The organism is Serratia sp. OLAL2, assembly GCF_002752475.1.
GTDB lineage: Bacteria > Pseudomonadota > Gammaproteobacteria > Enterobacterales > Enterobacteriaceae > Serratia > Serratia bockelmannii.
In genome coordinates this window covers 239,202-261,499 of record NZ_MSTL01000020.1, presented here as the reverse complement: position 1 = coordinate 261,499, position 22,298 = coordinate 239,202, and the positions used below count along the sequence as shown (strand labels likewise).

22 protein-coding genes are annotated in these 22,298 nt (G+C 61.1%); 6 read left to right on the top strand and 16 right to left on the bottom strand.

Translation table 11 applies throughout. From position 1 onward, the window contains the following. Positions 1-3 precede the first annotated feature (3 nt). From ugpE to BVU99_RS23055, 9 genes are all read right to left on the bottom strand, one after another. Entirely contained in the window at positions 4-849 is an 846-nt protein-coding gene (ugpE, locus tag BVU99_RS23095; RefSeq protein ID WP_004934403.1) for a sn-glycerol-3-phosphate ABC transporter permease UgpE, read from the bottom strand. Beyond that, the gene (gene ugpA, locus BVU99_RS23090) at positions 846-1,733 is read right to left on the bottom strand and encodes a sn-glycerol-3-phosphate ABC transporter permease UgpA (protein WP_099816946.1); all 888 of its coding nucleotides are present in this window, start codon (positions 1,731-1,733) and stop codon (positions 846-848) included. The genes ugpE and ugpA overlap by 4 nt, the downstream gene beginning before the upstream one ends. A gap of 78 nt (positions 1,734-1,811) precedes the next feature. After that, positions 1,812-3,131, bottom strand: a complete 1,320-nt coding sequence (gene ugpB, locus BVU99_RS23085) for a sn-glycerol-3-phosphate ABC transporter substrate-binding protein UgpB (RefSeq protein WP_049195230.1) — start codon at positions 3,129-3,131, stop codon at positions 1,812-1,814. Positions 3,132-3,318: 187 nt separating this feature from the next. Continuing rightward, positions 3,319-4,506 (bottom strand): PLP-dependent aminotransferase family protein, encoded by a 1,188-nt coding sequence (locus tag BVU99_RS23080; protein ID WP_025304906.1) that lies wholly within the window; start codon positions 4,504-4,506, stop codon positions 3,319-3,321. Between the two features lie 44 nt (positions 4,507-4,550). Further along, entirely contained in the window at positions 4,551-5,252 is a 702-nt protein-coding gene (livF, locus tag BVU99_RS23075; RefSeq protein WP_025304905.1) for a high-affinity branched-chain amino acid ABC transporter ATP-binding protein LivF, read from the bottom strand. A gap of 1 nt (position 5,253) precedes the next feature. Next, the gene (gene livG, locus BVU99_RS23070) at positions 5,254-6,024 is read right to left on the bottom strand and encodes a high-affinity branched-chain amino acid ABC transporter ATP-binding protein LivG (protein ID WP_025304904.1); all 771 of its coding nucleotides are present in this window, start codon (positions 6,022-6,024) and stop codon (positions 5,254-5,256) included. Continuing rightward, complete coding sequence (locus BVU99_RS23065) at positions 6,021-7,304, bottom strand: high-affinity branched-chain amino acid ABC transporter permease LivM (RefSeq protein WP_025304903.1); 1,284 nt, start codon at positions 7,302-7,304, stop codon at positions 6,021-6,023. Before BVU99_RS23065 ends, livG begins: the two co-directional genes overlap by 4 nt. After that, positions 7,301-8,227, bottom strand: coding sequence for a high-affinity branched-chain amino acid ABC transporter permease LivH (gene livH / locus BVU99_RS23060; protein ID WP_015376290.1), 927 nt, complete (start codon positions 8,225-8,227; stop codon positions 7,301-7,303). Before livH ends, BVU99_RS23065 begins: the two co-directional genes overlap by 4 nt. Before the next feature lie 117 nt (positions 8,228-8,344). Continuing rightward, complete coding sequence (locus BVU99_RS23055; RefSeq protein WP_099816945.1) at positions 8,345-9,460, bottom strand: branched-chain amino acid ABC transporter substrate-binding protein; 1,116 nt, start codon at positions 9,458-9,460, stop codon at positions 8,345-8,347. A 405-nt stretch (positions 9,461-9,865) separates the two neighbouring features. Here BVU99_RS23055 and panM point away from each other — a divergent pair, with 405 nt between their 5' ends. The 3 genes from panM to BVU99_RS23040 are packed head-to-tail and all read left to right on the top strand — an operon-like array spanning position 9,866 to position 13,534. Further along, complete coding sequence (panM, locus tag BVU99_RS23050) at positions 9,866-10,258, top strand: aspartate 1-decarboxylase autocleavage activator PanM (RefSeq protein WP_025304901.1); 393 nt, start codon at positions 9,866-9,868, stop codon at positions 10,256-10,258. Beyond that, entirely contained in the window at positions 10,255-11,472 is a 1,218-nt protein-coding gene (locus BVU99_RS23045) for a DUF3142 domain-containing protein (protein WP_099816944.1), read from the top strand. Before panM ends, BVU99_RS23045 begins: the two co-directional genes overlap by 4 nt. Continuing rightward, on the top strand, positions 11,459-13,534 hold the full coding sequence (locus tag BVU99_RS23040; protein ID WP_099816943.1) for a hypothetical protein: 2,076 nt from the start codon (positions 11,459-11,461) through the stop codon (positions 13,532-13,534). The genes BVU99_RS23045 and BVU99_RS23040 overlap by 14 nt, the downstream gene beginning before the upstream one ends. A gap of 64 nt (positions 13,535-13,598) precedes the next feature. Here the strand turns inward: BVU99_RS23040 and rpoH are convergent, their stop codons facing one another. The 4 genes from rpoH to ftsY form a co-directional block, all read right to left on the bottom strand. Further along, the gene (gene rpoH, locus BVU99_RS23035; RefSeq protein WP_004934345.1) at positions 13,599-14,456 is read right to left on the bottom strand and encodes an RNA polymerase sigma factor RpoH; all 858 of its coding nucleotides are present in this window, start codon (positions 14,454-14,456) and stop codon (positions 13,599-13,601) included. Between the two features lie 317 nt (positions 14,457-14,773). After that, positions 14,774-15,727: a permease-like cell division protein FtsX gene (gene ftsX / locus BVU99_RS23030; RefSeq protein WP_025304898.1), complete on the bottom strand. Its 954-nt coding sequence runs from the start codon at positions 15,725-15,727 to the stop codon at positions 14,774-14,776. Then, positions 15,717-16,388 (bottom strand): cell division ATP-binding protein FtsE, encoded by a 672-nt coding sequence (gene ftsE / locus BVU99_RS23025; protein ID WP_004934337.1) that lies wholly within the window; start codon positions 16,386-16,388, stop codon positions 15,717-15,719. Before ftsE ends, ftsX begins: the two co-directional genes overlap by 11 nt. Before the next feature lie 5 nt (positions 16,389-16,393). Next, complete coding sequence (gene ftsY / locus BVU99_RS23020; RefSeq protein WP_099816942.1) at positions 16,394-18,046, bottom strand: signal recognition particle-docking protein FtsY; 1,653 nt, start codon at positions 18,044-18,046, stop codon at positions 16,394-16,396. 242 nt (positions 18,047-18,288) lie between these two features. Between ftsY and rsmD the strand changes: the two genes are divergently transcribed. Together rsmD and BVU99_RS23010 are read left to right on the top strand one after the other, a co-directional pair. Continuing rightward, positions 18,289-18,909, top strand: a complete 621-nt coding sequence (gene rsmD / locus BVU99_RS23015; RefSeq protein WP_025304896.1) for a 16S rRNA (guanine(966)-N(2))-methyltransferase — start codon at positions 18,289-18,291, stop codon at positions 18,907-18,909. Then, positions 18,899-19,171, top strand: coding sequence for a DUF1145 family protein (locus tag BVU99_RS23010; RefSeq protein ID WP_004934327.1), 273 nt, complete (start codon positions 18,899-18,901; stop codon positions 19,169-19,171). Before rsmD ends, BVU99_RS23010 begins: the two co-directional genes overlap by 11 nt. A gap of 3 nt (positions 19,172-19,174) precedes the next feature. Here the strand turns inward: BVU99_RS23010 and BVU99_RS23005 are convergent, their stop codons facing one another. Further along, positions 19,175-19,531, bottom strand: coding sequence for a DUF2500 domain-containing protein (locus BVU99_RS23005; RefSeq protein ID WP_099816941.1), 357 nt, complete (start codon positions 19,529-19,531; stop codon positions 19,175-19,177). 159 nt (positions 19,532-19,690) lie between these two features. Between BVU99_RS23005 and BVU99_RS23000 the strand changes: the two genes are divergently transcribed. Next, positions 19,691-20,317 (top strand): lysoplasmalogenase, encoded by a 627-nt coding sequence (locus BVU99_RS23000; protein ID WP_033644998.1) that lies wholly within the window; start codon positions 19,691-19,693, stop codon positions 20,315-20,317. A 40-nt stretch (positions 20,318-20,357) separates the two neighbouring features. Here BVU99_RS23000 and BVU99_RS22995 read toward each other — a convergent pair whose 3' ends face one another. Beyond that, entirely contained in the window at positions 20,358-20,735 is a 378-nt protein-coding gene (locus BVU99_RS22995; RefSeq protein WP_025304893.1) for an AprI/Inh family metalloprotease inhibitor, read from the bottom strand. A 54-nt stretch (positions 20,736-20,789) separates the two neighbouring features. Further along, positions 20,790-22,253 carry a serralysin family metalloprotease gene (locus BVU99_RS22990; protein WP_099816940.1) on the bottom strand — a complete coding sequence of 488 codons (1,464 nt, stop codon included), beginning with the start codon at positions 22,251-22,253 and terminating at the stop codon, positions 20,790-20,792. Positions 22,254-22,298: the final 45 nt, after the last annotated feature.

Sequence of the window (22,298 nt, the reverse complement as noted above, 5' to 3'; positions counted from 1 at the left end):
TCGTTATTTCTCGCTATCAACCAGACCGCGCACAAACCAGCGCTGCATCAGAAGCACCACCGCCAGCGGTGGCAATAAAGTTAGAATCATCGCCGCCATCACCTGGTTCCACTGGGTCGGCGCGCCGGAAGTGGAGATCATGCTCTTGATGCCCGCCACCGCGGTGCCCATCGAAGCGTCGCTGGTGATCAGGATCGGCCACAGATATTGGTTCCAACCGTAGATAAAGGTGATGACAAACAGCGCCGCCAGATTGGTTTTCGACAGCGGCAGCACGATGTCCCAGAAGAAACGCATCGGCCCGGCGCCGTCGATGCGCGCCGCCTCCAGCAGCTCATCCGGCAGCGTCATGAAGAACTGCCGCAGCAGGAAGGTAGCGGTGGCCGAGGCCATCAGCGGCAGCGTCAGGCCGGTATAGCTGTCCAGCAGGTTGAGGTTGGAGATCACCTCCACCGTCGGGAAAATGCGCACTTCCACCGGCAACATCAGGGTGAGGAAAATCAGCCAGAAAAACAGGCTGCGCAGCGGGAAACGGAAATACACGATGGCGTAAGCCGACAGTACCGACACCGCGATTTTGCCGCAGGTGATCGCCAACGCCATGATCACGCTGTTGAGCAGCAGCAACGAGAACGGCACTTTGAGGTTGCCCACGCCGCCCTGCCAAATGTTGCGAATGTTCTCCCACAGGTGGCCGCCGGGCACCAGCGTCATCGGCACCTGAAACACCTGCTTGTCGTCCAGCGTGGCGGCGACAAAGGCCACGTACAGCGGGAACAGTACCACCAGCACGCCGATAATCAGCATCACATGGCTGAAGATATCCAGCCCGCGTCGATTCTCAATCATTGGTAGCGCACCTTACGTTCAACGAAGCGGAACTGGATCACCGTCAGGCCGATCACCAGCAGCATCAGGATCACCGACTGCGCGGCGGAGCTGGAGAGATCCAATCCGGCGAAGCCTTCGCGGTAGATCTTGTAGATCAACGTGGTGGTGGACTGCACCGGCCCGCCGCCGGTGGCGGCGTCGATCACCGGGAAGGTATCGAAGAAGGCGTACACCAGATTGACCACCAGCAGGAAGAAGCTCACCGGCGCGATCAGCGGCAGCACCAGATGGAAGAAACGCCGCACCGGGCCGGCGCCGTCGATGGCCGCCGCCTCCACCAGCGAGCGCGGGATCGACTGCAGCGCCGCGAGGAAAAACAGGAAGTTATAGCTTATCTGCTGCCATACCGAGGCCAGCACCACCAGGAACATCGCCTGGCCGCTGTTTTGCGCATGGTTCCAGTTATAGCCCAGACCGTTGAGGAAATGGGTGATCAACCCCAGACCGGGGTTGAACAGAAAGATCCACAGCACCGCCGCCACCGCCGGCGCCACCGCATAGGGCAGGATCATCAGCGTGCGATAGAGGCGGCTGCCGCGCAGCACGTAGTCCACCAGCGCGGCGAAGAACAGCGACACCGCCAGCCCGATGCCCGCCACCAGGAAGCTGAAGATCAGCGTGGTGTAGAACGAGTCGAGATAGTAAGGATCCTGGAACAGCTGCGTAAAGTTATCCAGCCCGACAAACTGGCTGGACAGGCCGAACGGATCGAGGCTCTGCACCGAATACCACAGCGCCTCGCCGGCGGGCCATAAAAAGAACACGGCGGTAATCAGCAGCTGCGGCAGCACCAACGCATAGGGCAGCCAGCTGCAGCCGAAACCGGGACGGGAAGATGACATAGCAGTTAAACCATTAATCGGGTACGGAAGGATCGGCATGAAGACGCGAGCCCGGTCTGCCGGGCCCGCGACGCAGGGTTACTTGGTCGATGCTTCGAAGCGGCGCAGCAGCACGTCGCCGCGCTGCACGGCGGCGTCCAACGCCTGCTGAGGCGTTTTCTTGCCGGTCCACACGCCTTCCAACTCCTCATCCACCACGCTGCGGATCTGCGGCATGTTGCCCAGGCGCAGGCCCTTGGTGAACGGCAACGGCGGCTTGTTCAGCATCTGGCGAGTGGCGACGTCGGCACCCGGGTTCTTGTCGTAGAAGCCCTGCTGCTTGGTCAGATCGTAAGCCGCGGTGGTGATCGGCAGATAGCCGGTCTTCTGGTGCCATTCGGCGGCGATTTCCGGCTGCGCCAGGTACTGCAGGAACTCGGCCACGCCCTTGTAGGTGGCGGCGTCTTTGCCGTTCATCACCCACAGGCTGGCCCCGCCGATGATGGCGTTCTGCGGCGCGTTTTTCGCGTCGGCGTCGTACGGCATCATGCCGACGCCGTAGTTGAATTTGGCGTAGTGCTTGATGTCCGCCAGCGAACCGGATGACGCGGTGGTGATGGCGCAGTCGCCGTTATAAAACTTCTCGGTGGATTCGTCTTTGCGGCCGAAGTAGGTGAAATCGCCCTTCTTGTTCATCGCCTCCAGCAACTCGATGTGTTTGACCTGCAGCGGCTTGTTGAACTCCAGCTTGGCGTTGGTGCCGCCGAACCCGTTGTTTTCGCTGGCGAACGGCACGCCATGCCAGGCGCTGAAGTTCTCCAGCTGGATCCAGCCCTGCCAGCCGCTGGCGTAGCCGCACTTCATGCCGGCCTCACGCAGTTTGGCGGTATCCGCCGCCAGCTCCTGCCAGGTTTTCGGCGGCTGATCCGGGTTCAGGCCGGCCTTTTTGAAGGCATCTTTGTTGTAGTACAGCACCGGCGTGGAGCTGTTGAACGGCTGCGACAGCAGATGTCCGCTCTTGTTGTCGGTGTAATAGCCGGCCACCGTCGGCACGAACACCGACTCGTCGAAGTTGATGCCGGCCTCTTTAAACACTTCATAGACCGGTTTGATGGCTTTGCTGGCCATCATGGTGGCGGTGCCCACCTCGTAAACCTGCAGGATCGCCGGCGCCTTGCCGGAGCGGTAAGCAGCGATGCCCGCCGCCAGGCTCTGTTCGTAGTTGCCTTTATAAACCGGCACAATCTTGACGTCGCTGTGCGACTGATTGAAGCGATCCGCCAGGGAATCCACTTCCTTACCCAGTTCACCTTCCATTGAATGCCAGAACGGGATTTCTGTCGCCGCCAGCGCCTGAGTGCTGACCGCCAGGGTCAACGCGACGCACAGCGTGGTTTTGCGAATAGCGTAGGTGAGCATGCCTAACTCCTGAAAAAGCTGGTGTAAAAGCGCGTGAGCGAAAAGAATCAGTTTTTTGTTCGGAAGCTAACATGCCATGCGCGGATGACAGAAAAATAACCGTTATATGACAGCCACATGACGGCAAGGTGAAGTGAAGATGGCGGTTTGATGTCGGCGGCGGGCATGGGCTCCGCCGCCGCGAGGATTACAGCGAACGGCGCAGGCGCGCCACCGCTTCTTGCATCTGCTGCTCGGTGGCGGTGGCGAACGACAGGCGGAAGGTTGAACGATCCGGGTTGTCGGAGAAGAAGTATTCCCCCGGCACGAACACCACACCCTGCTGCAAGGTCGTGTTCAGCCATTCGGTGGCGTTGAACGGCTGGCGGAAGCGCGCCCACAGGAACATGCCGCCCTTCGGCTTATCGAAGGTGATGTAGTCGCCCAGCTCCTGCTCCACCAAACCGGCCAGGATCTCGCCCTTTTGCTTGTAAGCGGCGCGGATCTTGTCGATCTGCGCCGGCAGGCGATCCAGGCCGAGATAGCATTCGACGATGCTCTGCGACAACGCGCTGGCGTGCAGATCCGCCGCCTGTTTGATGATCGCCACTTTGTGCAGCAGGAACGGCGGCAGGATCGCCCAGCCCAAGCGCAGGCCCGGCGCCAGGATCTTGGAGAAGGTCGAGGTATAGATGATGTGGTCAGTGTTGCCCAGCACCTGCTGTGACACCTGATGCAGCGTCGGGTGGCGCTCTTCGGTGAAACGCAATTCGCCGTACGGATCGTCTTCGATGATCAGGAAGTTATGTTCAGCAGCCAGCTTCACCAGCAGTTCACGGCGCGCGGCGCTGAGGGTGATGCCGCTGGGGTTGCCGAAGTTCGGCACCACGTACACGCCCTTGATGCGCTGGGTTTTCAGCAGCTCGGCCAGCTCTTCCACCACCATGCCGTCGCTGTCGGACGAGACCGACATGATGTTGGCCTCCGCCAGCTCCAGCGTTTGCAGCGCCGCCAGGTAGGTCGGGCGCTCCACCACGAACACATCGCCTGGGTTGACGATGGCGCGCATCACCAAATCCAGAGCCTGCTGAGAGCCGGCGGTGACCATTACCTCTTCCGCGCCAGCGGTGACGCCGCGCTCGGCGCACAGCGCGCAAATACGCTCACGCAGCAGCGGGCTGCCTTCGGTCAGGCCATACTGGAACGCGCTTTTCGGCTGTTCGGTGATCGCCTGCTGGGTGGCGATGCTCAATCCTTCGAAATCGAACAGCGCATCAGAGGGGATGCCGCCCGCCAGCGAAATGACGTGTTCCATCTTGCTGTGCTTAAGCAATTCACGGATGGCCGAACTTTTTACGTTAACGATGCGCTGCGCGAGTAACCCTTCTGTCTTCATTTCTTCTTCTCGTACCTGATTATTTTAATTCGTAGGGGGGCGGATTAACCGCCCAGATACGCCGACCTCACTGCTTCGTTGGCTAACAATGCAGCCCCCGTATCTTCCAACACCACGCGGCCGTTTTCCAGTACATAACCGCGGTCCGCCAATTTCAGCGCCTGATTGGCGTTTTGCTCCACCAGGAAGATGGTCATGCCCTCTTCCCGCAGTTGCTGAATGATGTCGAAAATCTGCTGGATAATGATCGGCGCCAGCCCCAGCGAGGGCTCGTCGAGCAGCAGCAGCTTCGGCTGACTCATCAGCGCGCGGCCGATGGCCAACATCTGCTGTTCGCCGCCGGACATGGTGCCGGCGCGCTGGCTTCGGCGCTCCAGCAGGCGCGGGAACAGCGTGAACACCCGTTCAATGCGCTGTTGATACTGCTGGCGATCGGCGAAGAAGCCGCCCATCGCCAGGTTTTCTTCCACCGTCATGCGCGAGAAGACGCGCCTCCCTTCCGGCACGATCGCCACCGCTTCGCGCATGATGCGCGAGGTTTGCCACTGGGTGATGTCCTGGTCCTGAAAGACGATGCTGCCTTCGCTGGCGCGCGGTTCGCCGCACAGGGTGCCGAGCAACGTGGTTTTACCGGCGCCGTTGGCGCCGATTAACGTCACGATTTCGCCCTGACTTATCGTGAGACTGACCTGATGCAGCGCCTGAATTTTGCCGTAATGGGCGGATACCTGATTGAATGACAACATATTATTCTTCGCCCAAATAAGCCCGGATCACGTCCGGGTTGTTGCGGATCTCCGCCGGTGTGCCCTGCGCCAGCGGCGTGCCCTGATTCACCACGTAAATGCGGTCGGAAATGCCCATCACCAGCTTCATGTCGTGCTCGATCAGCAACACCGAGACCTTATGCCGATCGCGCAGCTCGACGATCAGGTGATCCAGCTCGTCGGTCTCTTTCGGGTTGAGGCCGGCGGCCGGTTCGTCCAGCATCAGCAGCTCCGGCCGGGTCACCATGCAGCGGGCGATCTCCAGCCGCCGCTGCTGCCCGTAGGCCAGGTTGCCCGCCGAACGGTTGGCCATCTCCAGCAGGCCGACGCGCTCCAGCCACTCCGCCGCACGCGCCAGCGCCTCAGCTTCGGCGCGGCGGAAGGCCGGAGTTTTCAGCAGCCCGGCGAACACGCCGCTTTTCAGGTGCTGATGCTGCGCCACCAGCAGGTTCTCAATCACCGTCATTTCACGGAACAGCCGCACATGCTGGAAGGTGCGCACCACGCCCATGCGGGCGATGGCCTGCCCCGCCAACCCTTCCAGGTGGCGATCGCGCAATTTGATGGTGCCGCCGGTCGGGCGGTAAAAACCGGTCAGGCAGTTGAACACCGTGGTCTTACCGGCGCCGTTGGGGCCGATCAGCGACACGATTTCGCCTTCGTTCAGCGTCAGCGCCACATTGTTGACCGCCAGTAGCCCGCCGAAACGCATCGACAGGCCCTCTACCTGCAGTAAAGGTTGAACGCTCATGCCTGTTCCCCCTTGCCCGCGTGAATGTCCGCCGCCTGCAGCTTCAACTGCGGCCGTTTCATCGGCAACAGCCCCTGCGGCCGCCAAATCATCATCAGCACCATCAGCGCACCCAGCAGCAACATGCTGTACTCATTCAGATCGCGCATCAGCTCGCGCGACACCACCAGCAGGATTGCCGCCAGAATGACCGCGAACTGCGAGCCCATACCCCCCAGTACGACGATCGCCAACACGAAGGCCGACTCGACGAAGGTGAAGGATTCCGGGCTGACGAACCCCTGGCGCGCGGCAAACAGCGTGCCGGCAAACCCGGCGAAAGCGGCGCTGATGGTAAAGGCGGTCAGCTTGATGCGCGTCGGGCTGAGGCCCAGCGAGCGGCAGGCGATCTCGTCTTCGCGCAGCGCTTCCCAGGCGCGCCCGAGCGGCATGCGCAGCAGGCGGTTGATGACGAACAGCGTCAGCACCACCAGCAGCAGCGCCACCAGGTACAGGAATACGATGCGATCGCTCGGATCGTATTTCAGGCCGAAGAAGTTATGGAAGGTATCCCAGCCGCCGTCGCGCAGGCTGCGGTTGAACTCCAGGCCGAAGAAGGTCGGTTTCGGGATCTGGCTGATGCCGTTCGGCCCGCCGGTGATCTCGGTATTGTTCAGCAGCAGGATGCGCACGATCTCACCGAAGCCGAGCGTCACGATTGCCAGATAGTCGCCGCGCAGCCGCAGCACCGGGAAACCGAGCAGGAAGCCGAAGGCGGCGGTGACGATACCCGCCAGCGGCAGGCTCTCCCAAAAGCCGAGGCCGTAATAGTGATTCAGCAGCGCATAGGTGTAGGCGCCGATGGCGTAGAAACCGCCGTAGCCGAGCACCAGCAGACCGGACAAGCCCACCACCACGTTGAGGCCGAGGCCCAGCATCACGTAGATCAGCGTCAGGGTGGCGATATCCACCGTGCCGCGCGACACCAGGAACGGCCAGGCGACCGCCGCGACGATGAGCAAAGCCGCCAGCAGCTTTTGCCGCGGCGTGGTGCCGTCGAAGCTCGGCAGCACGAACGCCGGGCCGGAGACTTTTTTCAATCCCTGCTGCAGCAGCGGGCGCAACAGCTGGAAGAAAAAGACGATGACGCAGCCGATGCCGATCCACATCCAGCGCACTTCCGCCGCGCCGTGCACCACCAGCTTGGTGCCGTCCAGGCTGAGCTGCATGCCCATCAGGAACGACGCCATCACGAACAGCACCGCCGTGGCGATCAGCGCATTGAGCAGATTGAGTTTCATACTTTCTCAACCTCCGGACGCCCGAGGATGCCGGTCGGCATGATCAGCAGCACCACGATCAGCAGCGCGAACGACACCACGTCTTTGTATTCGGTGCTCAGGTAGGCAGAGGTCAGCGCTTCCGCCACGCCCAGTACCAGGCCGCCAATCATCGCACCGGGAATGCTGCCGATGCCGCCCAGAACCGCGGCGGTGAAGGCTTTCATACCGGCCATAAACCCGATGTAAGGGTTGATGACGCCGTAGAACTGGCCGAGCAACACCCCGGCCACCGCCGCCATCACCGCTCCGATAACGAAGGTCAGCGAGATCACCCGGTCGGTGTTGATGCCCAGCAGGCTGGCCATCTTCAGATCTTCCGCACAGGCGCGACAGGCGCGGCCCATGCGTGAATAGCGGATAAACAGCGTCAGCGCCAGCATCGCCAGGAAGGTCACGAGCCAGATGGTCAGCTGCATGGTGCTGATGGTGGCGGCGAAGCCGTTGCTTTCTCCCAGCACCCACTGGCCGGTCACTAGGCTAGGCAGCGCCAGATCGCGTGAGCCCTGCGTCAGGCTGACGTAGTTTTGCAGGAATATCGACATGCCGATGGCCGAGATCAGCGCAATCAGGCGCTTGGAGTTGCGCACCGGCTTGTAGGCCACCCGTTCGATGCTCCAGCCGTAGGCACTGGCGATAACGATCGAGACCAGGAACGCGGCGCCGATCAGCAGCCAACCGACGTCGATGCCGAGCATCATCAGGGCGGCGATAACGATAAAGGAGACATAGCTGCCGATCATGTACACCTCGCCGTGGGCGAAGTTGATCATGCCGATGATGCCGTAAACCATGGTGTAACCGATGGCGATCAATGCATAGGTGCTGCCCAACGTTAAGCCGTTGAACATCTGCTGCAGAAAATAGAGGAGTTGCTCTGACATACTCTGAACCCTTGGCTGCGAAACCCGCCGGCGGAGAACCGGCGGGTAAAGGGAGACGGGGCCGGCAAGCCGACCCGCCGGGCGCAGCGGGCTGCGCCCCACCCTAATCATTATGGCTTATTTGATCGGTGTGGACGTGCCGTTGGCATGCCATTCGAACACGCCGAACTCGAAGCCTTTCAGATCGCCCTTGTCATCCCAGGTCAGCGGCCCCATCACGGTCTCCACCGGCTTGCCGGTTTTCAGATCCTTGACGATGTCCGCCGGCTCCTGGCTGCCGCTGCGCTCCATGCCGGTGGTCAGCGACTGCAGCGCAGCATAGGTGGTCCAGACGAACGGGCCGGTCGGATCCAGCTTCTTGGCTTTCAGCGCATCGACGATCGGCTGGTTGGCAGGCACCTGATCGTAGCGTTTCGGCAGCGTCACCAGCATGCCTTCCGAGGCGGCGCCGGCGATGTTGGACAGCGAGGAGTTGCCCACGCCTTCCGGCCCCATGAAGCGAGTGGTCAACCCGGCCTGCTTGGCCTGACGCAGGATCTGGCCCATTTCCGGGTAGTAACCGCCGAAGTACACGAAGTCGATATTTTCTTTCTTCAGGCGCGCCACCAAGGTGGAGAAGTCTTTGTCGCCGGCGGTGATGCCTTCGAACATCGCCACTTCGGTGCCCTGTTTTTTCAGGCTGTCGCGCACCGAGCGCGCCAGGCCTTCGCCGTATTGCTGCTTGTCGTGCACCACGGCGATGCGCTTCGGCTTGATGTCGCCGAGGATGTATTTGGCGGCGGTCGGGCCCTGATCCGAATCCAGGCCGGTGGTGCGCAGGATCATCTTGTAGCCACGGGTAGTCAGATCCGCGTTGGTGGCCGCCGGGGTAATCATGATCACGCCTTCGTCTTCATAGATATCGGACGCCGGCTGGGTGGATGAGGAGCACAGGTGGCCGATCACGTAGCGAATGCCGTCGTTGATCACCTTGTTGGCGACCGCAACTGCCTGTTTCGGGTCGCAGGCGTCGTCGTATTCCACGCCGACCAGCTTGTCGCCCTTGATGCCGCCCTTGGCGTTAATGTCGGCAATCGCCTGGCGCGCGCCGGTAAACTCCATGTCGCCATACTGCGCGACCGGGCCGGACATTGCCCCGACGATCGCCACCTTGATGTCTTTCGCCATGGCCGCCTGGCTCATGGCCATCGCAATACAACCCGCCAGCAGTGCCTTACCTGTTGTTAATTTCATCCGCAAATCCCCATCTGTCGTTGTGAACGTACCTGTTGTGTTTGCCTGCGCCCGATCGTTATTGACCGCTTTTGTTATAAGTAATAATGATTTAGGCGTTTTGTCGGCATTATTTTCTAATAAGACTTTATTTTTCATGCCATTAAACAGGAATTTTCTTCTGCAAATCAACTTCATCTGGCAGAAACAAGCGGTGTAAACAGGATAAAATTCGAATTAAATCTGCGCTCTTTACCTTTAGGCGTAGTGCGTTGTGCTGGTTAACAATCCGTTTACTAACTATTTACTCGGAAAATGCCCCGTGCAAAAAACATATTGCACAGTAATCGTACAGAAAAACTTACACAACGCTCTGCACAAGATCTATTACACTGTCGACATCATTTAGCTGCGCGGAAATTCTGCATGAAACTGACCATCGAGCGCCTAACCGCGCTGTCCCCGCAAGACCTTATCGACCTCGGTAAAATTTGGCCGCACCAGCAGCCGGAACAGTGGCAAGGCTGGCTGAGCGACGACAAGGCGCTGTTTGCCGCCCGCTTCAACGAGCGTCTGCTGGGTGCGGTGAAAATTGCGCTGCAGGACGACCGCGCCGAGCTGCAGGATCTGCTGGTACGCGAAGTGACGCGCCGCCGCGGCGTCGGTCTTTATCTGGTGCAGGATGCACAGCGTCAGCTGCCGCAGGTCGCCCAGTGGCAGCTGTCGACCGCCGGCCTGGCGCCGCGTGAACGTGGGGAAGTCGATAACTTCATGCGCGCCTGCGGCTTCGCACCGCAAGGCGATCTCTGGCAAAAATGAAGCGCCGGCTGGCGGCGCTGGTTTTGATTGCGCTGGGGTTGGCGGCCTGGTTCGCCGGGCGCCAGCAGGCGCTGCGCCAGGCCTCAGGCTGGGATCAGCAGGTTTATGTCTGGCAGCGGGTTTGGACGCCGCAGCACGCCGATGCGCTGGCGCACAGCCGCGATCTGTTTACCGGGCTGCGGGTGCTGGCGCTGCAGGTGCATCCGCGTGAAGGCTGGCGGGAAATCCCGGCCGATCTCAGCCTGCTGAAGCAGGACGGCCACCCACTCTGGCTGGTAGCCCGCCTCGACGGCCAACTGCCGCAGCTGGATCAAGAGGCCATTATCCAGCGCCTGCTGGCGCTCACCCAGCGCTGGCAGGCGGCCGGGCTGCCCGTCACCGGCATCGAGATCGATCATGATGCCGCCACCGCCCGCCTGCCGGACTACCAACGCTTTCTGCAGCGGCTGCGCCAACGGCTGCCCGCCGCTTTGCAACTCGGCATCACCGCCCTGCCGGCCTGGATCGGCTCACCCAACCTGCCCGGCGTACTGCAACAGGCCGACAGTTCCGTCCTGCAGGTGCATGCGGTGCTCTCGCCGCAGCAGGGGCTGTTTGACGGCCCCTTGGTGCTGCGCTGGGTGCGGCAGTACGCTGCCGTCACACCGAAGCCGTTTCGCGTCGCGCTGCCGGCCTACGGCATGGCGCTGCTGGGGTTTGATGCGCAGGGCGCGCAGGTGGAGAGCGAATCCTCGCTGCGCGTGGCGGGCAACGGCCGTGAGCTGACGGTCGCGCCGCAGCAGATCGCCGATTTTCTGCAAACGCTGGCGCAGCAAACGCCGCCCCGGCTGCGCGGCATTATCTGGTTCCGACTGCCGCTGGCGGACGATCGGCGCGCCTGGTCGCTCGCCACGCTGCGAGCAGTGATCGAACGGCGGCCGCTGAATGTCGACTGGCAAGTAAAATTTAGGCCCCAGCCACAGCAAAACGGGCTGTATGATCTGATAATTCACAACAACGGGCCGGTGGATGCCCCGCTGCCGCAAGAGGTGGTCATCCGCGCCGACGACTGCCTGGCGGCGGACGCGGTCGGCCACTACCGGCTGGAATCCGCACCGCAACAGCAACGCTTTATTCGCATCAGCAGCGACCAACTGCGCGCCGGGCAATCCCGGCCGTTGGGCTGGCTGCGCTGCCAACAACTGACGCCAGGAGGCACCCTTGTCACACCTTGATTCGCGCGCGGCACGGAATACCCGCCGCCTTCTTCCGCTGGCCATGCTGATCGGCGCCGCGCTGGCGCTGCCGCTGAACGGCTATGCCTGCGGCCCGGATTTTCCTAACCGGCTGCTGATCGACCGCAACGGCACCCTGCTGTATATGCCGGAGGGCAATTTCGCCTTCGAAGCCGGCCGGCTGGTGCCGATGGATAAACAGTTGCCGCACTGGCAAGCCCCGCCGCCGCCGATGCCGCCGAAACCGATGCCGCAATCGCCGGAAACGATCGCGATCGGTAAAATGCGCGCAGCCAAAACGGTGGAAGAGGCTGACGCCGTCAATGCGCAGGGGTTGTCCAACGCCGCGCGTCTCTATCAACTGGGCGCCGTCGCTTTCGCCAGCCACGATCCGCGCGCCACAGACTATTTCCAGCAGGTGCTGAAGCTACCGGCCGCCGAGCAGAGCGACTGGGGACTGCGGGCGCAGTATTCGCTTGGCCGCGTCCTGATGGCTGACCACGGTACACCGGTGAATGAATCCGGTGAAGCGGTTCCCGCCGCCGAGCATCCGCCTAAAGCCGAACTTGAACAGGCGCTGACGGCATTCCAGCAGGTGATCGACCGGGTGAAAAGCGGCGCCGCCGATCCCGATCAGTTGGCGCTGAGCAGCCTTGGGCAGCAGGCGCGCATCCACCTGTGGCTGGGTGACGTCGCCCCCGCCGCCCACCTCTATGCGCAACAGGCGGCGCAGGGCGATCCGAGCGGCGGGCAGTCGCTGCAGTACGTCTCCAGCCTCCTGGTCAACCCCGACCATTTGGACACGCTGAAACAGATTATCGGCGATCCGTTGATCCAGCAGTTGGTGACCATTGAGCTGTTCGCGCGCAGCGGCAACCTGCAAATGGCGGATACCGACGGCAACGGCCGCTCCGCCCAGATCATCAGCCAGATCCTGACGCTGCTGGACGGCTCAGTGAAAAGCGGCTTCGCCGGCAGCGATCGGCTGGCGGCGTTGGCTTACCGTTCGGGGCAGTACCCGATGGCGGCGAGCCTGCTGAAAAACGCCGGCGACAGCGGCCTGGCGTGGTGGCTGCGCGCGAAAATGGCGCTGCGCGACGGCGACGTGAAAGCCGCCACTGCCGCCTACGCCAAGGCGGCAAGCGCGTTCCCCACCGACGAAAGCTGGGGTGAACAACGCAACGCCGACTTCGTCGCAGAAACCATCGTGCCCGAGTGCCGGGTGGCCGGCGAACAGGCCATCCTGGCGCTGAACCGCGGCGACTATCTGCAGGCGATGGACCTGCTGTATCGCGGCAAAGCGCTCTACTGGGCCGACGTGGCCGACGTGGCGGAGCGGGTGCTGACCGTCGATGAGTTGAAAGGTTTTGTCGATAAGCACGCCCCGGCGCCGACGACGCCGCTCAAGCCGGTTAATCCGGACGACTACGGCGGCCAGCAGATCACGCCGGAAGTGCAGCTGCGCGAACTGCTGGCGCGGCGGCTGATACGCGCCGGACGAGCGCCGGAAGCGCTGGCCTATTTCGATATCCCCAACTACCGGCAAGCGGCGCAGCAGTTCGCCGACGAACTGAAGGCCGCCAAGGACAAATCCGCCGCGCCGCTGACGCGCGCGCAGGCTTACTATCGCGCCGCCAACCTGCTGCGCGCCCAGGGGCTGGAGTTTACCGGGTATGAGATGACGCCGGATTACGCCATCTATGGCGCCGGCTATTCCTATCTGGGGGATGCGTTCGATACTCGCGAGCTGAAGCATAAAAGCTGGATCGACAGCGCAGAAGCGGCGCGCGCCAAGGCGGCGCTACCGGAGGAAGACAACCGTTTCCTGCACTATCGCTGGCAGGCGGTGGGGCTGGCGCAACAGGCGGCCGATCTGCTGCCGCCGAAGAGCCAGGCCTATGCCGCCGTGTTGTGTAACGCTGCCAGCTGGGTTATCAAGCGTGATGCCAAATCCGGCCGTGCGCTTTATCAGCGCTATATCAACACCGGCACCCGTTATCCGTGGGCGGCGAAATTCGGCTACGACTGCCCGGCGCCGGACTTCACCGCCGTGGCGCCATAACGCCGAATTTCAGGCACTAAAAAGCCCGGCTTGCCGGGCTTTTTTTATCGAATCTCGCATCGACTCAGGCTTCGATCGCCATTTTGAGTTTCTTCATGGCGTTCTTTTCCAGCTGACGCACGCGTTCGGCGGAAACGCCGTACTGATCGGCCAGCTCCTGCAGCGTCGATTTGTTGTCATCATCCAGCCAACGGGCGCGGATGATATGCTGGCTGCGCTCGTCCAGACCTTCCAGCGCATAGGCCAGTTTGTCTGCGGCGTTGCTTTCCCAGTTATCTTCCTCGATGCCTTCGGCGAAGTCCGAGCTTTTGTCCTGCAGGTACAGCACCGGCGCCATCGACTGGCCATCGCGGGCCTCGTCGTCCGGAGTCGGATCGAACGTCATGTCCTGCGCCGCCATGCGAGATTCCATCTCGCGCACGTCTTTGCTGGTTACGCCCAGCTCGCGGGCCACCAGTTCCACTTCGTCCTGGTTGAACCAGCCCAAACGCTGTTTGGTTTTGCGCAGGTTAAAGAACAGCTTGCGCTGCGCTTTGGTGGTCGCCACTTTCACGATGCGCCAGTTGCGCAATACGTACTCGTGGATTTCCGCCTTAATCCAATGCACCGCAAAGGAAACCAGACGCACGCCGACTTCCGGGTTGAAGCGGCGAACGGCTTTCATCAGGCCGATATTGCCTTCCTGAATCAGATCCGCCTGCGGCAGACCATAGCCTGAATAGTTGCGGGCAATATGAGCGACAAAGCGCAGGTGAGACAGGATGAGCTGCTTAGCGGCATCCAGATCGCCCTGATAATGCAGCCGTTCAGCCAGCTCCCGCTCTTCCTCTGCCGTCAGCATCGGATAGGCGTTGGCTGCCCGGATATAGGCTTCCAAGCTACCTTGGGGTACTAAGGCTAAAGTTTGCATTTCTTTGGTCATTCAAACCCTCTCTATGAGAATACAAAATCATGCAGGTGATTATTACAGCGGGGAAATGATTGATTCTACGGCAGTTGCTGAAGCAAAAGCGGTTCCACACGCCGGGCACCTTAACATTTGCTGCAATTTTTGACCGTACTCCGCCCTAAAAGTTCACCCTTTTTTGCAAGCATTGTCGCTGACAATACGTGACGAGGGTGAAGGCCGATAGGGAATTTGTGCGCTAAGAAGAGAGGGATGGTGCTGACTTCGCTTGAGGTCACTCTTCTCCCGCAACGCGATCAAAAGCAGCAGGAGAAGAGTATACCAAAAAAATCTTACTGTGGTGTAAATCGGCGTAAATGTTGCACCGTCGCCAGCCAGGCGGCGATCCAGCCGATCATCGCGGAGATGATCAGCAGCAGCAGCGCCTCATCCCAGCCCAGCCCGTGCAGGGTGAAGGTGGTGCCGAATACCTTGGCGACCCCGACGACCACCGACTCCAGCTGCCACACCAGCGCGCCGGAGAGCACCAGCGACAACAGCGCGCCGGCAAAACCCAGCATCGCCCCGCCGTTGAGGAACGGCCGCAGAATAAAGCCGTCGGTGGCGCCGATCAGCTTCATCACGTTGATGGTGTCGCGACGGCTGAAGATGCTCAGACGCACGCTGTTGCCGATCACCAGGAACACTGCCACGATCATCAGCACGCCGATGATCGCCGCGATCTGGCCCGCCAGCCCGGTCAGCGCCGCCAGGCGGGCAAACCAGCTGTCATCCATACGCACTTCTTCCACGCCCTGCACCGCCGCTACGCGATCGCGCAGGGTGTTGAGGGTGTCCGAACTCTGGAAGCTCATCTTCGGCGTGACGATCGCCACCGCCGGCAACGGGTTCTCTTCCAGCATGTCCAGCGCGCCGCCAAAGCCCGACCAGTTACGGAACTCGCCGCGCGCTTCTTCACGCGACAGGTAGTTCACCTTCTCCACGCCGGCTTCCGCCTTGATGGCGTCGAGCACTTTCAGCGCCGCGTCGTCATCGAGCGATTTATCCAGGTAGACCGTCAGTTGCGGCGTCGGGTACCACTGGCTGGCCGCGGTGCTGACGTTTTTCCACACGATGTAGCACACGCTCGGCAGCGTCAGGGAGATGGCGATCACCATCACCGTCAGCAGCGTCGCCAACGGCTGGCGCAGCATGTCTTTGATGGCGTTCATCCAGGCGTAACGCCACTGTTCGCGCCAGCCGCCGCGCAGCGCCTTGCTCTTGGCGGTTTTTGCGTTATTGGCCATGGTGAGCGCCCCCCTGCATGCGGCCCTGGCTCAGCGTCAGGATGCGGTAATTGCGACGGGCGATAAGCCCGGTGTCGTGCGTCGCCATCAGTACGGTCACGCCGACGCGGTTGAATTCTTCAAACAGGCGCAGAATGCCTTCCGACAGCGCATCATCCAGGTTACCGGTCGGTTCATCCGCCAGCAGCACCGCCGGCTTGTTCACCACCGCACGGGCGATGCCCACGCGCTGCTGCTCACCGCCGGACAGCTGAATCGGGAAGTTTTTCGCTTTATCCAGCAAACCGACTTTGTCCAACGCGGCGGAAACGCGGCGGCGGATATCTTCGGTGCTGGCGCCGGCGATGATCAGCGGCATCGCCACGTTGTCATACACCGTGCGATCCAGCAGCAGGTGGTGATCCTGGAAGATCATGCCGATCTGCCGACGCAGGAACGGCACCTCGCGGTTTTTCAAACGGCTGATGTCGTGCCCGCCAAACCAGATGTGGCCGGCGCTGGGCCGTTCGATACCGCAAATCAGTTTCAGCAGGGTACTTTTCCCCGCGCCGGAATGGCCGGTCAGAAACGCCATTTCCGCCGGGCGCAGATGGAAATCAACCCCCTGCAGCGCTTGCCGTCCGCCCAGATAAGCTTTACTGACCTGTTCAAAGCGAATCATCCGTATTAATCCTCTCGGGCAAAAAGTGCCTCAATAAAATCGTCAGCCTTAAACGGCCGCAAATCTTCGATGCCTTCCCCGACGCCGATATAGCGGATCGGGATACCGAACTGATCGGCGATGGCGAAGATCACCCCGCCCTTGGCGGTACCGTCCAGTTTAGTCAGCGTGATGCCGGTTAAGCCCACGGCCTCATTAAATAATTTCGCCTGACTGACCGCATTCTGGCCGGTGCTGGCATCGAGCGTCAGCATAACCTCATGGGGGGCCTGGTCGTCCAGTTTTTTCATGACGCGGACGATCTTCTTCAGCTCTTCCATCAGGTGCGATTTATTCTGCAGACGGCCGGCGGTATCGGCGATCAACACATCGATGCCGCGCGCCTTGGCGGCCTGCACCGCATCGAAGATCACCGAAGCGGAATCCGCGCCGGTATGCTGCGCCACCACCGGAATGCGGTTGCGTTCGCCCCACACCTGCAGCTGCTCCACCGCGGCGGCGCGGAAGGTATCCCCCGCCGCCAGCATCACCGACTTACCTTCCGCCTGGAACTGACGCGCCAGCTTGCCGATGGTGGTGGTTTTACCCACGCCGTTCACGCCGACCATCAGGATGACATACGGGGTTTTCCCGCTGACATCCAGCGGCTGATCGACCTTGGCCAGAATTTCGGACATTTCCTCCTTCAGCTTGCCGTACAGCGCTTCAGCGTCTTTCAGCTGCTTGCGGCTGGCGTGCTGAGTCAGGGAGGTGATGATCTTGCGCGTGGTCTCCACGCCGACGTCGGCGATCAGTAGCTGTTCTTCCAGCTCGTCGAACAGGTCGTCGTCGATCTTTTTACCGCGGAACAGCCCCATAAAGCCGGAACCGAGGTTTTGCTTAGTCTTCAGCAGGCTGCGTTTCAGGCGAGCGAAGAAGCCTTCTTTGGTCGGGCGTTCCTGCTCTTGCGCAGCGGCCGGCACCACAGGTTCAAGCGGCGCTTCTTCCGGCTCCGGTTCAGGTTCGACGATTGGCTCAGGTTCGACGACCGGCTCGGGTTCAACCACCGGCTCGGGCTCGACCACCGGCTCGGGCTCGACCACCGGCTCGGGTTCGACGACCGGCTCAGGTTCGGCGACCGGCTCGGACTCAACCACCGGCTCGGGCTCGACGACCGGCTCAGGTTCGACGACCGGCTCGGACTCAACCACCGGCTCAGGCTCGACGACCGGCTCAGGTTCGACGACCGGCTCAGGCTCGACGACCGGCTCAGGCTCGACGACCAGCTCAGGCTCGACGACCGGCTCAGGTTCGACGACCGGCTCAGGTTCAACCACCGATTGCTGCTGCGCCACCACTTGCTCGGTGACGCTGACGATCTCTTCAGCCAACGCTTGCGGCGCCGCCGGATGTTCAGCCGCCGCCGGCAGGTTTTCCGCGATTTGCTCGCCGGCCTGACCGTTATCCCACTCCCCCGGGGTGTCGACGGAGGCGGCAGGTTCAGATTCCTGGGCGGGGAGCTTGTCATCCAGCTTGGCGGCGGCCGGTTCAGCCGGCGTCTCCGCGGCCTGAGGTTCCGCCTGCTCTACCGGCTGCTCAGGTTGCTGTTGCTCTTCTTCCTTTTCCTTCTGGCCAAAGCCCAGCCAGGAGAAAAACCCACGTTTCTTATCTTTTGCCATGTTATGACTCTACTCCGTACCGAAGGCTCGCTTACCCTACATACCTGAAGGATATATGCTGACAATAATCCGCCGAGTCTATCACTTTCCCTCGCGCAGCAACACGCATCCGGCATGCTTTCCGGTGTGAAATCAGACAACAACGTTTTACCGTTCCCCCCGACGCCCGTCACCGGTAGAATAGGGACAACTTTTCGTTAACCTCTGCGGCCCCGCGCCGCAAAAGAAATCAAACAACGCTTATGACAAGACTCTCGCCACGGGCCGCGGCCAAAAAGCCGCCCCAGGCCGCAGCCGGACAGATCCGCATCATCGGCGGCCAATGGCGCGGCCGCAAACTCCCGGTGCCAAACAGCCCGGGGCTGCGCCCCACCACCGATCGGGTGCGTGAAACCCTGTTCAACTGGCTGGCGCCGGTGATTCAGGGCGCGCGCTGCCTGGACTGCTTCGCCGGCAGTGGCGCATTAGGGCTGGAAGCGCTGTCGCGCTATGCCGGCAGCGCCACGCTGCTGGAATTCGAACGGCCGGTGGCTCAGCAACTGGAAAAAAATCTGGCGCTGCTGCAGGGCAAAGGGGTGGTTATCAACACCAACGCGTTGAGCTGGCTGGCGGGCGACGGTCAACCGTTTGACGTGGTGTTCCTCGATCCGCCGTTTCGCAAAGGCCTGCTGGCGGAGACCGTCTTGTTACTGGAGCAGCGTGGCTGGCTGGCCGACGAGGCGTGGATCTATGTAGAAGCCGAGGCGGAAAGCGCCGCGGCGGACGTGCCTGCCAGCTGGCAGTTGCACCGGGAGAAGGTCGCCGGTCAGGTGGCTTATCGCCTTTATCTTCGTTCGAAAGAGAAAACCGACCATGCTGATTAATCTGGGCCGCCTGCTGATGCTGTGCGTATGGGGCTTCCTGCTCTCTAACCTGTTCCATCCGTTTCCCAAGCCGCTGAAGTATTTCATCGACGTGGCGCTGTTTTTTATGGTGGTGATGCATGGCCTGCAGCTGGTGCTGTTGAAATCCACCCAGCCGAAGGATCAGCCGATCAGCTACTGGCAAGAGGCCAAGATCTTTATCTTTGGCGTGTTTGAGCTGCTGGCCTGGCAAAAGAAACAGCCGCCCATCAAGAAAAAGTGACCGCTACGGCTGAACGGTGAACGAGACGAACCGCGTGCCCTGCATGTTTAACGTGCCGTGCGCGCCTTTTTCTATCGGGTTGTACTGCCATTGCTTCAGCCGCAGCGTAATGTCTTCACCGCCCTGGTTCGGGCTGAACACCACCTCGTAATACATCGGCTCGTTGACCAACGGCTCGCGCTGCGGCGCACGGGTCTTGGTGACCGGCACCGCGCGTTTGTCGCTCACCGTCACCTGCAGACTGCGCATCGGCGCACGATCGTTTTCCGTCTCCTGCTGGCGCTGTTTGAAGTAGCGTTGCGTGGCCAGCACGGCGATCAACGCAATGACGGCGACAAAAAATAACGGTGGCTTACTCATCGGTTTCCCATTTCCTTCACGGCCAAATCGGCGTAAACATAGCATTCTCAAGAAAGCATTGTCGATCGTCGGCAGGCTACCTACACTGAAATAAGAAGTGACATGGGTGACAGTTTGGAGCCGGTGGTTGCGGCTCCCTCCTACATAAGGATGACATCAATGAGTTGGCCGTTCCTTGCCGTATTCTTTTCCGGTTGGCTGTTCGTCGACGCCTCTTACCGCGGGCCGCGCTGGCAGCGTTGGGTGTTCAAACCCGTCACGCTGTTGCTGCTGTTGCTGCTTGCCTGGCAGGCGCCGGTGCTCAGCGCGGCGGGTTATCTGATCGTACTCGGCCTGCTGGCAACGCTGATCGGCGATGCGCTGCTTCTGTTGCCGCGCGAGCGGGTGCTGTACGCCATCGGCGCCTTTTTCCTGTCCCACTTGCTGTACACCCTGAGTTTCGCCAGCCAGATGACGTTCAGTCTGTTCTGGCCGCTGCCGCTGGCGCTGCTGGCGATCGGCGCATTGCTGCTGGCCGCCCTTTGGACCCGGCTGGAAGAGATGCGTTGGCCGATCGTCACCTATGTGGCGATGACGCTGCTGATGGTCTGGCTGGCGGGTGAGCAATATTTCCTGCGCAGCACCGATTTCGGCTTCTCGCTGCTGACCGGCACCTCGCTGCTGCTGCTGGCCAACGTGGTTTGGCTGCTCAACCGCTACCGCTTCACCTTCCGCGCGGCGGACGCCATCGTGGCTTTCTGTTACTTTTCCGGCCACTTCCTGATCGTGCGTTCGCTCTACCTGTAGAGACCTGCCGCGGGTTCGGCGCGCCGAACCCGTTTCTTCATCAAGCCAGCGCTTTCAACGTCAGGGCATCACCCGCACCCAGCTGATTGCGGTACAGATCGCCGTCGCGCGAGAAGAACGCCAGCGTGCTGCCATCCGCCTGCAGCAGGGCGATGCCGTCCGGCGCCGGGCGCCAGCCCACCACCTCGGCCGCAAATACGCTTTGCAGACAACGCTGCCGATCCACCAGCTGGTAGCCGTTGGTCTCGCTTTGCTCATTGGCCAGAAACTCGATTTGGCATTGCCTTTCGCTGTCGGCTACCTGCCATTGCCCCGCCAGCGACTGCGCGGTCGGCAGCGCCAGACTGCCGGCCATCACCGCACTCGTCACCATCATGCCTCCCGCCGCAAGGGCGGCGCGCGTTAAAGTACCTTTCATACCGGCTCCCACATCACGCCCGGCCGAGACTGCGCCGGGCGCTCCGTTGCTGCGTTACACGATAAAGTCAGTGGCGACGTCTACCTGACCGACGATTTTCACCAGGAAGTCCGGCGCCTGATGACCCCCGATGTTCACCGACAAATCGGTCACGTTGTTGGACGCGTTGTAGCTCAGCAGCGCTTCACCGGCCGCGCCGCTGAAGTGATCGACGAAGTGAATGAAGTCGCTGCTCTGCGCCTCTTTGTTGAAGAACGACAGATCAATCTTGTCGATCCCTTTCTGGAAGTCGCGGATCCAGTCTGAAGCGCCCGGTGCGGAATCGCTGGCGGCAGAGAACACGAAGATGTCTTTACCGGCACCGCCCCACAGCTCATCCGCCCCGCCGCCGCCGAACAGCACGTCGTTACCCGCGCCGCCTTTCAGCACGTTGTTGGCCGCGTTGCCGACGATCACATCGTTGCCGGAACCGCCAATGGCGTTCTCGATGGTCACACCGGCGGCGATCGAAACGTTGCCCTTCAGGCCGCCCACGTCGGAGAACGACTTCTCGTTCAGGTTGATGCGTTGGTTGGCGGTGTAACCGGAGAAGTCGAAGGTATCGTTGCCGCCCGCATCCCAGGCCGCAAAGATCACTTTTTGCGAGTTGCTGGTGGTGCTGAGGAAGTCACGGCCGGTGTTGGAGTTAAAGCCGTACACGGTGTCGCCGGTGCGGGTCGACAGGTTGGCGCCATACAGGTGCTGAATGGCGGCAATGTCATCCAGCAGCGGAGCCGCGGCGTAATGACCGCCGTTGTCGCCACCGGTGTTGGTTTCACTCCAGTAGCTCATCAGGCTGAACTGACGAGTATCTTCCGCGTAAGTGGCGTCGCGGTAGGTCGGGTTGCCTTCACCGGCGTTGTAATCGCCCGGATGGCTCAGACCCAGCGCATGGCCAATTTCATGGGTGAACGTCTGGCGGCCGTAGTCTTCGGTTGCCGGATGCTTCACGTTGGACTGGTTGACGTTGTACCAGGTCTGGCCCCCCAGATCCTGCCCCTGCCAAATGGTGTTCGGCAGGAAGGCGTAGGCCTGGGTGCCGTAATCATAGTGGCCGGGGCGATCCTGGCTGTAGTTGCCGAAGGTGATATTGGCCTTTTGTCCGGCCGCCACTTCGGTGAAGGTGATATTGGCGACGTCGGCCCAGGACTGCAGCGACAGCTTAGCCTGCTGCTGCTGTTCCGCGCTGAACTTGCTCAGCCCGGTGTCGCCGGCGACGTTAGTGGAAGAGAACTTATAATCCGGGAAGGAGAAGGTTAATTTGATCGGCTGGCCAAATACCTTGTAACCGTTCCAGGTTTGGTTCTCGCGGGTAATAAACAGCCCAGCTTGCTCGTTAGAAAATGAATCCTTGCCATTAATCTGAATCCCGTTACCCCGCTCATGATAATGCAGCAGGTCGTCTACAGCATCGTAACCGGTTGTGGCGGCCGCGAGGCTGGATTCAGTAATTTCAATTGCCTTTTTAGTAGATTGCATTGGTTCGATTCCACTCATTACCTGATTGATATCAATCAGACAGAT